The following is a 14,922-nucleotide window of genomic DNA, read 5'->3' on the forward strand; positions in this document are numbered from 1 at the left end:
CTTCACATTCTCGCAACATCCACGTACGGTAATCGATGTCATGGGAGCGCTTCCAGAGAATGTGTTCGATGAAAAGGGAGTCCCGCATGCGCAGGAGATCCGTGCTCACCGCGGCCGTCGCAGTCGCGGCCATGAGCCTCGCCGTGGCGACCGTGGTCGGCGTCGGGTTGTTGCGACCACACGCGGCGGCCGCGGCCGATTCCGCGTTCTACGTCGATCCGGACACGGGAGCAGCCCGCTGGGTCGCCGCCAATCCTAACGACTCACGCACCGCCGTCATCCGGGATCGCATCGCCAATGTTGCCCAGGCGCGCTGGTTTACCACCACCAACACGTCGGCCGTACGGGCACAGGTCGACGGGTTCGTCGGTGCCGCCGCGGCGGCCGGGAAGATCCCGATCATGGTGGTCTACAACGTGCCCAACAGGGACTGTGGTGGTGCCAGCTCCGGTGGCGCACCCAGCCACCAGGCGTACCGCCAGTGGGTCGACCAGGTCGCGGCCGGCCTCGCGGGCCGCCCGGCCACCATTATTCTCGAGCCCGACGTGCTCGCCATGATGAGCGACTGCCAGAGCGCGGCCCAGCAGGCCGAGACGGCGGCCTCGATGGCGTACGCGGGCAAGGCGCTGCGCGCCGGCTCTTCCCAGGCACGGGTGTACTTCGACGCCGCTCACTCGGCGTGGCTCTCGGCCGGTGAGATGGCTCGCCGCCTCGTGCAGGCCGACATCGCCAACAGCGCGCACGGCATCTCGGTCAACGTGTCGAACTACCGCGCCAACAGCGAGCTCATCCCCTACGCGAAGGCGGTCGTCGCCGCCACCGGGGCGCCCAACCTGAAGATCGTCGTCGACACGAGCCGCAACGGCAACGGGCCGGCCGGTTCCGAGTGGTGCGACCCGCCGGGGCGTGCGATCGGCATCGAGACCACCAACGTGACCGGCGACGCGGCGGTTGACGCGTACCTCTGGATCAAGCTGCCGGGCGAGGCCGACGGCTGCATCGCGGCGGCCGGCCAGTTCGTACCGCAGCGGGCTTACGATCTTGCGATCGCGGCCCCGCCGCGGACGACTCCGCCCGCCACGACCCGGCCGCCCACCACGCCGCCGGTCACCACCCCGCCGGTGACGACCCCACCCGTCACGACCCCACCGGCTACGACGCCGCCCGCCACCACGCCGCCGCCGACCGCGTGCTCCATTGTGTACACGCCGAACGTGTGGAGCGGTGGCTTCACCGCGGAGATCCGGATCACGAACCGGGGCAGTGCGGTGACGAGTTGGACGCTGACGTTCACGGTCGGCTCGACCGTGCGGCTCACCAGCGGCTGGAGCGGCACCTGGTCACAGTCCGGCAGCCAGATCACCGCACGCAACGCCGCCTGGAACGGATCGCTGGCCACCGGCGCCACGACCAGCGTCGGCTTCCAGGCCACATACACCGGTAGCGCACCGGGTACGCCCACCGCGTTCGCCCTGAACGGCGTTGCCTGCACGGCTTGACCCGCCCCCACAAAACGGGTGTGGCCCCTCGCTGGGACGTCGAGGGGCCACACCCAGGGACATTTGGATGGGACGATGTAGTCATGTCCACCGCTGTCGATACGGCCACCCAGCCGCCGCGCCGGCGCGGCCACACCCGCTGGATCGCCATCGGGGTCGTCGTCCTGACCGCCGTGCTCGTGGCGGTGGTGCTGCGTGGCCTCGGCTCCGGTGGCACCGCCGAGCCGCCCACCCTGCAGAACCAGCTCGCCGATCAGGTCGCCGCGATCCTCGAGCAGTCCACGCCCACCGAGCATCACGCGCACGGCCACGGCGAGGTGGCCGAGGCCGGCAAGGTGGTGTGCGAGGCGAAGACGCTCGGCTTCGATCCGCCGAGCGCGACCACGCTGCCCGAGGTGAAGACCTTCTACGGATACCACCTGTGCGCGGTCGCCGAGAAGGACCGGCCCTGGGATTTCGCGGTCAAGCTGAGCGGGCCGCTGTCCGTCCAGTTCGCCCAGCCGCCCGTGATCCAGGTGGCCGAGGGCGGCGAGGGTTACCCGGAGCGGGTCCGCGAGATCATCCCCGCGCAGTACCAGGAGCAGGCGTTCAAGGCGTTGATCGACCCGGAGGACATGCGCGACCTGCGGTCGCGCTTCGAAGACGCCGCTTAAGGATGTAGGACCACCTTCACCGCGCCGTCCTGCTTCTTCTGGAAGATTTGGTACCCGTGGGGCGCCTCGTCGAGCGGCAGGTGGTGGGTCGCAAACGTGTCCACGCCGAGCGGGTCTGAGTCGCCGGTCAGCAGCGGCATGATGTCGTCGACCCAGCGGCGCACGTTCGCCTGACCCATGCGCAGCTGCACCTGCTTGTCGAAGAGGGTGAGCATCGGCATCGGATCGGCCATCCCGCCGTACACGCCGATCAGCGAGATCGTGCCACCGCGCCGCACGATGTCGATCGCCGAGTGCAGCGCCACGAGCCGGTCCACGCCAGCCTTCTGCATGATCTTCGCGGCGACCGCGTCGGGCAGCAGGCCGGCCATCTGCTGGGCCAGCTTGCCGGCGGGCGCCCCGTGCGCCTCCATTCCGACGGCGTCGATCACAGCATCTGGGCCGCGCCCGTCGGTGCGATCCCGGATTACCTCGGTGAGATCGCCGTCGATCGCATCGAGGTCGACGACCTCAATGCCTCGTACGCGGGCCCGCTCGAGGCGCTCCGGCACAAGGTCTACGCCAATGACCCGACCGGCGCCTCGGTGCATCGCGATCCGGGCGGACATGTCACCGATCGGTCCGAGACCGAGTACGACCACCGAGCCACCGGGCGGGATCGCTGCGTACTCGACGGCCTGCCACGCGGTGGGGAGGACGTCCGACAGGTACACGAACCGGTCGTCGGGCGGACCCTCCGGCACCTTGATCGGCCCGTAGTGCGCCTGCGGCACCCGCAGGTACTCCGCCTGACCGCCGGGCACCTCGCCGTACAGCTTGGTGTAGCCGAACAGCGCCGCGCCCATCCCGGTGTCCCGGCACTGCGTGGTCTCGCACTGGGTCTGCAGCCCCTGGCCACACATATAGCAGTGGCCACACGCGATCTGGAACGGCACCACGACGCGGTCGCCGGGTCTGATCCCGGTGACGTCCGCCCCGACCTCCTCGACGATGCCCATCGGCTCGTGGCCGAGCACGTCGCCCTTGCCCATGAAGGGACCCATCACCTCGTACAGGTGCAGGTCGGAGCCGCAGACACCACTCGACGTCACCTTGATGATCGCGTCGGTGGGCTCTTTGATCGTGGGGTCGGGAACGTCGTCGACCCGGACGTCCCTCTTGCCATGCCAGGTAACCGCTCGCATGTAGGCGAGGTACCCCCAGCCGGGGAGCCGAAACTGGCCCGGCTGGTGGCCCGACCAGCCGGGCGCAGGTCGGAACCACCAGCCGGGGGTTCGTGGGGCGCTATCCGCCGGTGGCGTGCAGGTCCGCCACCTCCGCCGCGGTCAGCACCCGGCTGTACACGCGGAAGTTGTCGAGAGCGCCGTCGAGGTAAGGATCGCCGCCGTACTGCGAGCGACCGAGCCAGTTCTGGGTGGTGGTGCCGAGGTCCGCCGGGCGCCGGGTCAGCGAGGAGTTCCGGGCCGCTTCGACGCCATTGATGTACAGGATGCCGACGCTGCCGGAGAGCGTGACCGCGACATGCGTCCACACGCCGGCCGTCAGCGCGACCGGTGCGTTGATGCGTTGCTCGCCACCGGATCCGGAGCTGGTGATCGCGAAGCGCGCCGTGCCCGCGCTACTGCGCGGCGTGAAGAACATGCTCGCGGACGTACCGGCGCCGAAGTCGAACACCCGGGCCCAGGTCGCGATCGTGTCCACCCGGACCCAGGTGGCGACGCTGCACGCGGTCGCGCCGGCGAGGATGCCCGACGGGAGCGCCACGTGCGCGGTCGAACCGCTGAGGTTGACCGCGTTGCCGGTGCGGCCCGCTATCCAGCCCGCACCGCCAGCGAGGGAGGCGGTGCGCCCGTTGCCGGTCGCGTCCGCCGCGGTGGTGCCGCCCGTCTCGTCGAAGCGGTAGTGCGCGACGAACGGCGGCAGCTGGGGTGTGGTGCCGACGGTCCAGTACACCGTGTACCGCTGGCCATGCATCTTGTAGAACGGCAGCAGTGTGACCTGCCCGGTGCTGGCGGTCGCGGTGAACTGCAGCGGCGTCGACGTCGACGCGATGGTCGACGCGTTCAGCGTGGGCAACGACGAGATGTTGTTGGTGCCGTACGCCCCCGCGAGCACGATGGGCCCGTACTTGACCGCCTGCGTGGCAGCACTGTCTGGAGTGGACTCACGAGACAGCGCCATCGGCAGCGAGATGTCGACCGCGTCACCGGAGGCCCACGCGCGGCTGATCGTCGCGTACGAGCCGGGCGTCACGGGCTCGGTCACGGCGGTGCCGTTGACGCGGATCTGGGCGCCGGTGGCCCACGACGGCACCCGCACCTTCAGCGTGAAAGCGCCGGAACCGGTGATGGTCAGGCGGCTGGTCGTCGTCTCCGGGAAGCTGGTCTCCTGCCGCACCGTGATGCCCCGCTCCGACCACATCAGCACCGAGGCGATGAAGAGGTTCACGTACAGCGTGTCTTCCGAGTGGAAGTAGATGCTGTCGGCGTACTTGGTGTTGCTCTCCATGCCGGTGCCGTGACAGCACGTCCAGTCGTTGTAGTCGTTGCTGTACGTCTTGATGCCACCGGGGCGCAGCGGCACGTAGTAGCAGTGGAAGCCGTGCGACGACGACGGGTTCTGGGCACCGAGGATGTGGTTGTAGAGCGCCTTCTCGTAGTACTCCATGTAGTCGGCGCGGGTCGGGTTGGTGAAGAAGAGCTGCCGGCTGAGCTTCAGCATGTTGTACGTGTTGCAGCACTCGGCCGTCGTGTCGCTCAGCTCGCTGGCGATGCGGCCCGCCGCCTTGAAGTACTCGCCGTTGGAGTTGCCGCCGATCGCGTACGAGTGCCGGCCCACCACGATGTCCCAGAAGTTGGTCGCGATGTCGCGGTATCGCGTCTCGCCGGTGGCGTGGTACTCCCGGATCGCGCCCAGCGCCTTGGGGATCTGCGTGTTGGCGTGGTACCCGTTGAGCTGGTCCAGATTGGACGCCAGCGGGTCGAAGACCTCGGCGTGGTCGAAGTACCGGGCGGTGGCCAGGTGATTGGGGTCACCGGTGAGCTGGTAGAGGTTGGCGAGCGTCTCGTTCATCCCGCCGAACTCGGTGTCCAGCATGTTCTGCCGCTGCGCCTGCGTGAGCCGGTCGTTGCGAAGCTTCACCCACGCGGCCATCTTCGTCAACACGTCGAGCGCCTGCGCGTTGCCCGCCAGCAGGTGCATGTCGAGCAGACCCGCCATCGTCTTGTGGAGCGTGTAGTACGGCGCCCACACCGACTGCCGGGCCTCGACGCGGTCGATGAAGCTTTCCGGAAACGCCGACAGGTACCCGGTGTTGAAGCCAGCGGCGGCCGCGCGGTCCTGGCACTTGGCCAGCTCGGCGACCAGGTAGTCGCCCTTGGTCTTGAAAGCGGCGGGACCCGCGTTGGCGTATCCCTGTGCGAGCGCGGTGAGCAGATGGCCCATCGAATGGCCGCGCAGCTCGGTGGTCGGTGACTCCCAACCGCCCATCGCGGCGGCCGACGACGGCAGGCCGACGTTGAGCCGGAACATGTGGAGCATCCGGTCGGGGTCGAGGAAGCTCAGGTAGCTGTGCGTACGCGCCATGTTGGCCTGGAACGGGCCGGACAGCAGCGTGACGGCGGAGAGTGGGAACGGGTACACGGACACCCCGGTGTCCGGCCGGGCGGCCGCAGCGGGCCGGCCGCTCAGCGCCGTGAGGCCAGCGGCGCCGGCGACACCGGTGACTCCGGCGCGAAGGACGGTGCGGCGGGTTGGGGACATTGCTTTCACCCCCTCCTCTGTGGCAGCCAGACGCGCATGGTCGCCGGACCGCGGTTGGCCCACAGGTGGTACGGAACAAGCCTGAGCGTGCCCACCTCTTGGTCGCCGTCGCCATGCGACCCGTACGGCCAGCCGTTGGCGGAGACCGGAAGCTGAGCGGCCGGCACGTCGAGGGCGACGGCGTCCGGCCCGAGTGCCGGCAGCGGGTGCTCCACCACCGGCGCCGACCGGTCCGCCGCGACCGCTTCGAGCGGCACCGCGGGGTCCTGGTCGACCGATTCCGCGCAGTACACCAGCGGGCCCCGCTCGACCGCGATACAGTCACGCACCGAGTCGATGCGCGGATCGGGTGTCGTCCATCGTGGACCGACCGGCAGTTCGAGCCGCACCTGGTCGCCGACGCGCCAGGTGCGCGTCACCCCCGCGTACCCGGACCGGACCCGCTCGGTGCCCTCAGGCGTGACGAGCGTGGCCTCGCCGGCCCAGCCTGGCACCCGCAGTGAAAGCCGCCATGGCCCCGCACCGGTCTCGGTGATCCGCACGGTGACGTCGCCACGCCACGGATACCCGGTCTCGACGGTCAGCCCGGTCTCGCCCGCCCGCACCTCCGCCGACGCGTACTGGTGTATCTGGACACCGTCGCCGTCGGCGGTCGCCAGGTATCCGCCGAGCGAGGCGAGCGTGCGCGAGATGTTGGTCGGGCAGCAGGACACGTCACGCCACGGGGCCCGCTCGCTCGACGAGGCACGCGGCCACGGCTTCGACGAGTCCATCGGGGCGCCGGTCACCCGCTGGTGCAACGGGTTGGTGTAGAAGAAGGACCGCCCGTCCAGCGACGTGGAGGCGGCCACCACGTTGTACAGCGTCCGCTCGGCCAGGTCGGCGAAGCGCGACTCACCGGTGGCCAGCAGCAGCCGCCACGACAGCATCACCGATGCGATGGCTGCGCAGGTTTCCACGTACGCCCGGTCGGTCGGCAGCTCGAAGTCGTCGCCGAACGCCTCACCCTCGTGCCGCGAGCCCATGCCCCCGGTGAGGTACGTGCGGGCGGCCACGGTGCGCTCCCACTGCCGGACGACGGCGGCGAGCAGCTTGTCGTCTCCCGTCTCCACCGCGACGTCGACCGCGCCGGACGCCAGGTACAGGGCGCGCACGGCATGACCGTCGAACGCGGCGCGCTCCCGGATCGGCATGTCGTCCTGGAAGTACGCCCGGCCGAGCTCGATGTCGGGGAGCGTGGCCTGCCCGCGCCGGTCGATGAACAGCCGAGCCTGGTCGAGGTAGCGGGTGATGCCGGTGACCCGGTACAGCTCGACGAGCGCCATCTCGATCTCGGGGTGTCCACAGAGGAACTGCCGGCCGGCTGCCCCGAACTCCACGCACACGTGGTCGGCGGCGCGGATGGCGGTGGCGGTGAGCGCGTCTTCGAAACCGGTGCGCAGGCGGGCGACCCCGGCCTGGATGAGGTGCCCGTAGCAGTACAGCTCGTGCCCCCACACCAGGTCCGAGTAGCGCGGCTGCTGCCCCGGGCGGCCGAACATGGTGTTGAGATATCCGCCCGGCTCCTGCGCGGCGGCGACCACGATGGACAGTTCGTCGAGAGGCGCGTCGCCGCCTCGGCCGATCTCCCAGGCCATCGCCTCGGCCAGCTTGTAGACCTCGGAGTCGGAGAACTCGCGGCCTTGACGGAGGTGCGGCGCGAGCTCGCCCGCGGCGGCGAGGCGGAAGTTGCCGAGCCAGCCGGTCCGCTCGAGCCAGCTGTGGGCGTGCGGGATCGTCGCGGCGCCGTTGCGCTGCTGCCGCTCGGCCCAGAACCCGCTGGTCAGCCGGGCCTGGTCGATCCCCAACGGGCTCAGCGAGCCCCTCGACGGATGCACCGGTCCGATCATCTTCACCCTTTCAGAGCGCCAGCGAACGGGCCCGGCTGGGCGCACTGGGGACCCATCGGCATTCCACCTCCATCGATCCCCGAAAACCTTTTCGGCAATGTAGCCACGCTATTACACCGCTGTCAAGGTCACATTTCTTATGGATCTCATGGCGTCATGGTCTACATTGTTGAGGTACCCGAAAGCGTTTCGAAAGGGTTTCGGTGGCCAGGCAGCGTTCGCAGTCCGTCACACTCACCGACGTGGCCCGCCGCGCCGGGGTGTCCGTCGCGACCGCGTCCAAAGCGCTCAACGCCCGCGACGAAGTCGCACCCGAGACCCGCCGCCGCGTCCTGCAGGCAGCCGACGAGCTCTCGTTCCAACCCAACGTGCTGGCGCGCGGCCTGATCTCCGGCCGCACCCGCACCATCGGCCTGCTCACCGACGAGCTCGCGGGCCGGTTCTCCATCCCGATCCTGCTCGGCGTCGAGAACGCGCTGGGCAGCGAGCAGATGTCCGTCCTGCTCTGCGACGCCCGCGGCGACGCCATCCGGCGCCGCCACTACATCCGCACGCTGCTCGCACGCCAGGTCGACGGCTTCATCATCCTCGGCGACTCCAACGACGTCCGCCCGTCGCTGACGGGTGACATCCCGGTGCCGGTCGTGTACGTGTACGGCGAGTCCGACGATCCCAACGACCTGTCCCTGCTCGCCGACGACGCCGACGGCGCCCGCCTCGCCACCGAACACCTCGTGTCGCTCGGCCGGCGCAACATCGCCCACATCACCGGCCCGGAAAACTACCGCGCCGCCCGCGACCGCGTCGCCAGCCTGCGCGACGTACTGGACGGCGCCGGCCTGTCGTTGATCGGCGGCGAGCCGCTGTACGGCGAATGGTCGCAGCGCTGGGGCCGGCACGCCGCGCGGATGCTGCTCAGCTCGTACCCTGAGATCGACGCGATCTTCTGCGGCAACGACCAGATCGCGACCGGCGTGGCCAACACCCTCCGCGACCTCGGCCGGCGCATACCTGACGACGTGTCGATCGTCGGATACGACAACTGGCACGAGTTCGCGGCCGACTGCCAGCCCCCGCTGACCACCGTCGACCTCAACCTCCAGCAGCTCGGCGAAACGGCGGTCAAGCACCTGTTCGCCGCCCTGGACGGCCAACCATCATCCGGCGTGATCCGCCAACCATGCCGCCTGGTAGTCCGCGACTCCACCGGCCCCGCCTGACTCCCTCTTTCGTGATCAGGGCGTCCCCCAAGTCGCTATAGCGACTTGAGGGACGCCCTGACCACCGCAGCGTTCGTCGACGGCCCGGTACCGTGGGCGGGTGACGGTGGTTGAGGTTTACACGGATGGGGCTTGCAGCGGAAATCCCGGCCCCGGCGGTTGGGGCGCGGTGCTGCGGTACGGCGGGCATGTCAGGGAGCTGTGGGGCGGCGAGCCCGCCGGCACCACCAACAACCGGATGGAGCTGACCGCCGCGATCCAGGCGCTGGAGCACCTGAACCGGGCGGTCACCGTGCGCCTGCACACCGACAGCACGTACCTGCGGGACGGCATCACCAAATGGATGCGCGGCTGGGAGCGCAACGGCTGGATGACGTCGGCGCGTACCCCGGTCAAGAACGCCGATCTGTGGCGCCGCCTCGCGGCAGCGGCCGAACGTCACGAGATCGAGTGGGTGTGGGTCAAGGGCCACGCCGGCGACGAGGGCAACGAGCACGCCGATCGCCTCGCCAATCGTGGCATGACGGAGGCCCGCAGCGGCGCCACCCCGCTCACGACTCCCTAGGCGCGATCTCGACCGAAACGGTTTCGGTGTAGTGGACCTGGCCGAAGCAGGCCACCCGCACCGCCGCCCACCAGTGTGCGCCCGGTCGCGCCGTCGGCGGCGCGTCCACGACGAACGGGACTTCGATCGTCTCCCCGGCCGGCACGATGACGCCCCGCGTCCAGGGTGTGATCGCGACGCCGTCGCGGCCGCCCCAGGTGCCGTCCGGGCTCAGCAGTTGGGCCTCGCCGCGCAGCTCGCTCCGGAGCAGGTTCGTCAGCCGCAACGTCAGCTCTGCCCGCTCGCCGGGTCCGACGCGCACAGTCGCCGCTGGTTCGGACCCAGCCGGGTGAAGGACCGCCGCCACGAACGGCCCCGAGGCCGCGCCGGAGACCGATACGGCGACGGCGTCTTCCAGGGTCTGGCCCAGGTCGTCGCGGATGCGCGCCGCCACCACGTAGGTGCCTGGCGAGGCGTCGAGAGTACGCACCGTCACGGGGAACGTCGCGTGGGAGCCCGCCGCGAGGTCGTACCGGAATGGACCGGCTGGCTCCACGTGGAGCCCCGCGGGCACATCCAGCGCCACTTCGCCGGACGCCGCCCGGCTCGACGCCGCCACCCGCACGATCACGTCGCCAGTCGCGCCCAGCGCTAGTGACGACGGTTCGACGTGGACGGCCGTGGGCAGGTATCCGGCCGGGGCCGGTCCCTTGTTGTGGAGCCAGTACCGGGTGAAGACGGGCTGGGCCGGCTCCACGACCGGCGGTGGCAATGTGGACGGCGCCGCCGCGGACGGGCGCGCGGTCACGGTCACCACGTCGGCGGCGCCGAGCTCGACCACCACCGCGTCACCGTCCACAGTGAGCGGTCGCCGCTCGCCACCCTCCAGGACGTCGGTTCGCTCGGGTGACGTGAGCCCACCGTGCAGGCGGACACGTGCGGTCGCGGGCACACCGCTCGACTCGTACAGCCGCAGCGTCACACCGTCACGCGGGTCGACGTCGCCGGGCAGCCCGGACGCCATCGGGTTGCCGCGCGGCTTGACCGCCGACAGGATGACATTCGCGGGCTCGACTGAGGCGAGGCTCAGCCGCGCCGGCAGCTCTCCCGGCGACGCCGGCGCCTCGTCGACGCGTACCGCGTGGTTGGCCTCCTGGCCGGCGCGCACGAAACCGGCGGCGCGCCAGTCACCGGGCCCCGCGACCAGGCTGTAGCGGAACGTGTGGCTCCAGTGCTGCAGTTGAAAGCCGCTGCCGTCCGGTGCGGTGCGTCGGGGGCCGTCGATCCAGACGCCGCTGGGCCACGCGCTGCACGCGCGCATGAGGGAGAGGTACAGCGTGCCGTCCGGCTGCGCGACGAAGCTCGGCGTGCCGTGGTTGACCAGCGCTACCGAGTACTCGTCGACCGGCTCGGCGGTGCCGGGCAACCCGTGCGGCAGCGGCACCTCGATGGTCGAGCCGTCGAAGTCGAGCGTGTCGCCGGCGACGATCAGCACCGGCAGGTCGCGCGGCCCGCGCAGGTCGGCGCCCGGCGTCCACGCCGACAGGCGGTCGCGGGTCGCGGGTACGAATACGATGCCGTTGCGTACCAACGCTTCCCGGTACCCGGGATCGGCGGCGTCGAGCACCTGAGCGGCGAACGCGTTGCCGGCGCCCAGAACGATCCGCACGTCGGGCAGGTTCGAGTCGGCGTCGAGCGCGCCGTACCGTGGCCCGTCCGGCAGCGTGGACGTCGCCGTCACGCCCACTGCGACGAGCCGCGCGAGCAGGTCCCGCACGGGTCCGGCGGACACGACCTCGGCCACGCCGAACGCGTGTGCGGTGCGGCTGCCGTCCGGCCCCACCAGCGCGATGCGGGCGGTGGAGGACAGTCCGGCCCACGTGTGCGCGGGACTGTCCAATGTCCACAGATCCGCGGCCGCGTCCGATTCGGGAAAGCCGAACGACCGCCCGATGGCCGCGTATCCCACCTCGGCAACGGGAAGCGCACCGGGCAGGTCGAGGTCGAACCGGACGCGCAGCAGGTTGTCCTGCCCGATGGAGCCGTCGACGTGGGTCTGGAAGTCGATCCGGTCGACACCGTCCCACAGTACGGCCTCGTGGCGGACGCGCAGGTCGCCAAGAGCAAAGGAGGACACGACCCGGCGCCCGATCGGCGACTCCTCAATGGACACATCCGCCGACTCGGCGCAGATCCCGGGACCGCTCGGGAGCAGGTGCCACGGCCCTTCGCCCCAGCGCGGGTGGGTCGCGTGCTCGGGCTGGCACACCAGAGCGGCACCGGCACCTCCGGGACGGAGCAGCTCGCGCCCGGTGCGCCGGTCGACGATGCTGCTGAGCGCGCCGCTGGGCGAAGCCTCGACGGCGAAAGCGTCGTTCTGAGCAACGAGAGCTGGAGACCAACCCGCCGGCAGGGTGGAGGCCGGGACGGCACGGTACACGCGATAGCCGAGCGCCGGCACGTCACGCGCCACGAACGACAGCGTCACGTCCGCGAGCCCACCATCCGGGTGCCGCAGCACTCCTTCGGCCATGGCCGGCACCGGCTGGCCTGACTCGTCGCGGAGTGAGACGCCGGCGGGACCCGGTGCCGGGTAATGCAAACGGACGGTGGTGACGCCGTCGCGAGCCCAGGACAGCGGGTTGACCGCGACGAGGGCCCGCCCCGGCCCGCTCGTGTCGGCGGCCGCCGCGATAGCCGCCACCGCCGCGGCCCGGGCCCCCTCCCCCAGCTCGTACGCCTCCCGCCAGCCGCCGAGCAGGTCGAGGTACACCTGGTCCGACTCGGTGCCGGTGACCGCGTCGTGATGCGCCCCGTAGGCGAGCTGCCGCCACGCCTTGTCCAGCCCCTCGGTGGGGTACCGGCTGCCGAGCAGAGCCGCCACAGTGGACAGCCGTTCGGCGTCGAGCACGGCGACCTCGCCGGCCCGCTGGCCCTGCTTGGTGTCGATGTAGGACACGTCCTTGCCGGTGTAGACAGGGTTCATGTCGCGCGTCTGCGGTGACGGGGCGCGCCCGCTGTCGGCAAGCTCCCGGCGCACTGCGGCGAAGTAGTCCCGGGGCAGCCCGAGGACGAACCGCGGCCACACGTAACGCTTCGCCCACAGCCGGTGGATCTCCGTGCACCAGCGGGACGGGATGTTGTGGTCGTGGCCGACCGGCAGCAGCACGTGCCGGGTGGCCGCCACCTGCTTCAGCTCGCTGTACTGGGCGTACGCCTCGGCCATCGCCTCGTCGAGGGTGTCCTTGCGCTCCATGTTCCAGCCGGCGACGTAGTGGTCGGCCATGTACGCCGTCAGCAGGCCCCGGCCGGTCGGCGATATCCACTCGAACTCGCTCGGGAACTGCATCCGCGTGATGTCACCGGCGTGCCGGCGCGGGCCGACGTGGTGAAACGGTCCCCGCGCCCACGCCGAGGAGTCGAGGCCGGCGTCGGCCATCAGGCCAGGGAAGGCCGGGTCGTGTCCGAAGACGTCGAGCATCCACGCGGTACGCGGATCGCCACCGACCACGTCACGCTGGTATCCCACGCCGTACACGGCATTGCGGATCGTCGACTCGGGGTGCGTCAGGTTGGTGTTTGGCTCGTTGTACGTGCCGCCGACCAGTTCGACGCGCCCCTCCCGGAGGAACCGCCGCAGGTCGTCCCGGTCCTGCGGAAACACGTCCCAGTACGGCTTGAGGTAGTCGAGCTCGGCGAGCACGAACTTGTAGTCCTCGTCGTGGCGGGCCGCGTCGAGGTGCGCGCGCACGAGGTCGAACGCGGTGCGGTTGAACTCCGGCCGACGCTCCTCCGCCACCGGCAGGTCGTACCACGTCTCGGTGAAGCCGGCCTGCGTGTTCCACCAGACCGGGTCGTAGTGGAAGTGCGACACCATCCACATCGTCCAGCCGGTCTCGGCCGCCGTGACCGTACCGTCCAACGTGGACGGACCCGCAACGGCGGTGACCCGGTGCACCGACCCGGGACGCGACGGCGCGGCGATCCGCACGCCGACCTCGACGACGCCAGGTGCGGTGGCGAGCACCGGCTCGGGCGTGGTCACGGTGGGGCCCTCGACCCGTACGCGCACCGGCGCGAGCACAGTGGACAGCGTGACGCGCACGACCTGGCAGGGTGCGGCGGCGGGGCCTACGAAGAGATCGGTGGACTGGATTTCGGTTATCACACTGGTTCCGCTCGTTGCAGGGCACGTTCTCGGGCGTTGCGAAGGCCGCTCGCCAGCCCACCGAGGAGGGTGGCGTCGTCACCGAGCGCGGACACCGCGAACGCGGGGATGGGCAGCGGAAGCAACGCTGCGAGCCGCTGACGAAGGGGTACCAGATAATCGCCGAAGTGGCGGCCGACGCCGCCGCCGAGCACGACCAGCTCGGGGTCGAGCAGTGTCATCACCGCGGCCAGCGCGGTGGTCAGGTGGTCGAGTTCGTCCGCCATGGCGCGCACCGCGGCCGGTTCTTCGGCCTTGGCCGCGGCGAGCACGTCTTCCGCCCTGGTCGCGGTGGTGAGGCCGTGCCGGTGCGCCGCGGCGACCAGGCCGTCGGCCGCGGCGGCGGTCTCCAGGAGTCCACGGCGCAGCGCGGCGGGGCCCGACGCCGGCGTCACGACCGGGAGGAACGCGACCTCGCCGGCGGTGCCGTGGGCGCCGCGATGCAGCCTTCCGCCCAGTACAGCTCCGATGCCGAGCCCGCTGCCGATGTGCAGGTATACGAAGTTTTCGACGCCGCGTCCGAGACCGTACGCCTGCTCGCCGAGCGCCGCGAGGTCGACGTCGTTTTCGAAGGCGATGTGCTCGCCGAGCCGCTCGCGCAGCGTGGGCACCAGGTCCGGGCGCTCCCACCCGGGCAGGTTGGAGGCGTGGCGGACCCGGTGGCCGGTCTTGTCGTACACGCCGGGGCTGCCCACCACGACGTTGAGCACCGACTCAGGTGCGACGTCGGTGCCGGCGAGCAACTCGTCGACCATGTCGCCGATCTGGTCGACCAGCTTGCGAGCGCTGCGCTTGGACCGCCGCCGCGACTGGCCGGCGATGGTGCCGGTCAGGTCGGCGAGCAGTACCCCCACCCACCGCAGCCCGACGTCGATGGCGACCACCCACCCGGCCTCGGGACGCGGGCCGAACAGCTGCGGCGCGCGGCCGGCGGCGCCGGTGCGCAGGCCGACCTTCCGGACCAGACCGACCTGCTCCAGCCGGGCGAGGGTGAGCCCGACGGTCGGCTTGGACAGGCCGGTCTCCTTGACCAGTTGGGTGACCGAGGTGGGCGCGAGCTCGAGCACCCGCTTGAAGACGGTGCGCTCGTTGACCTGGCGCAGGAACGCGGCGCTCGTGGCGACCTCGGACGCGGTCATCGGACCAGT

Annotated in this window: 9 protein-coding genes; 4 read left to right on the forward strand and 5 right to left on the reverse strand. The window is 70.7% G+C overall.

All coding sequences use genetic code 11. The features are described 5' to 3' along the window. Positions 1–86 precede the first annotated feature (86 nt). Positions 87–1,499 carry a glycoside hydrolase family 6 protein gene (locus tag QMG73_RS11595; protein WP_281894515.1) on the forward strand — a complete coding sequence of 471 codons (1,413 nt, stop codon included), beginning with the start codon at positions 87–89 and terminating at the stop codon, positions 1,497–1,499. A gap of 83 nt (positions 1,500–1,582) precedes the next feature. Further along, positions 1,583–2,152 carry a hypothetical protein gene (locus tag QMG73_RS11600; RefSeq protein ID WP_281894517.1) on the forward strand — a complete coding sequence of 190 codons (570 nt, stop codon included), beginning with the start codon at positions 1,583–1,585 and terminating at the stop codon, positions 2,150–2,152. On the opposite strand, the gene QMG73_RS11605 is transcribed toward QMG73_RS11600, so the two are convergent. The 3 genes from QMG73_RS11605 to QMG73_RS11615 form a co-directional block, all read right to left on the reverse strand. Further along, positions 2,149–3,336, reverse strand: a complete 1,188-nt coding sequence (locus QMG73_RS11605; RefSeq protein ID WP_281894520.1) for a zinc-dependent alcohol dehydrogenase — start codon at positions 3,334–3,336, stop codon at positions 2,149–2,151. The two genes, QMG73_RS11600 and QMG73_RS11605, sit on opposite strands and share 4 nt — an antisense overlap. Positions 3,337–3,436: 100 nt before the next feature. Then, positions 3,437–5,914: a glycoside hydrolase family 127 protein gene (locus tag QMG73_RS11610; RefSeq protein WP_281894521.1), complete on the reverse strand. Its 2,478-nt coding sequence runs from the start codon at positions 5,912–5,914 to the stop codon at positions 3,437–3,439. 5 nt (positions 5,915–5,919) lie between these two features. Continuing rightward, positions 5,920–7,791 (reverse strand): glycoside hydrolase family 127 protein, encoded by a 1,872-nt coding sequence (locus QMG73_RS11615; RefSeq protein WP_281894522.1) that lies wholly within the window; start codon positions 7,789–7,791, stop codon positions 5,920–5,922. 215 nt (positions 7,792–8,006) lie between these two features. Between QMG73_RS11615 and QMG73_RS11620 the strand changes: the two genes are divergently transcribed. Together QMG73_RS11620 and rnhA are read left to right on the forward strand one after the other, a co-directional pair. Next, the gene (locus QMG73_RS11620) at positions 8,007–9,023 is read left to right on the forward strand and encodes a LacI family DNA-binding transcriptional regulator (RefSeq protein WP_281894523.1); all 1,017 of its coding nucleotides are present in this window, start codon (positions 8,007–8,009) and stop codon (positions 9,021–9,023) included. 100 nt (positions 9,024–9,123) lie between these two features. Then, complete coding sequence (gene rnhA, locus QMG73_RS11625; RefSeq protein WP_281894524.1) at positions 9,124–9,588, forward strand: ribonuclease HI; 465 nt, start codon at positions 9,124–9,126, stop codon at positions 9,586–9,588. Here the strand turns inward: rnhA and QMG73_RS11630 are convergent. Continuing rightward, on the reverse strand, positions 9,575–13,735 hold the full coding sequence (locus QMG73_RS11630) for a glycoside hydrolase family 38 N-terminal domain-containing protein (RefSeq protein ID WP_281894525.1): 4,161 nt from the start codon (positions 13,733–13,735) through the stop codon (positions 9,575–9,577). The two genes, rnhA and QMG73_RS11630, sit on opposite strands and share 14 nt — an antisense overlap. Continuing rightward, positions 13,732–14,913: an ROK family transcriptional regulator gene (locus QMG73_RS11635; protein ID WP_281894527.1), complete on the reverse strand. Its 1,182-nt coding sequence runs from the start codon at positions 14,911–14,913 to the stop codon at positions 13,732–13,734. Before QMG73_RS11635 ends, QMG73_RS11630 begins: the two co-directional genes overlap by 4 nt. Positions 14,914–14,922: the final 9 nt, after the last annotated feature.

Origin of the sequence: Phytohabitans aurantiacus (genome assembly GCF_027923225.1) — a bacterium.
Classification (GTDB): Bacteria; Actinomycetota; Actinomycetes; order Mycobacteriales; family Micromonosporaceae; genus Phytohabitans; species Phytohabitans aurantiacus.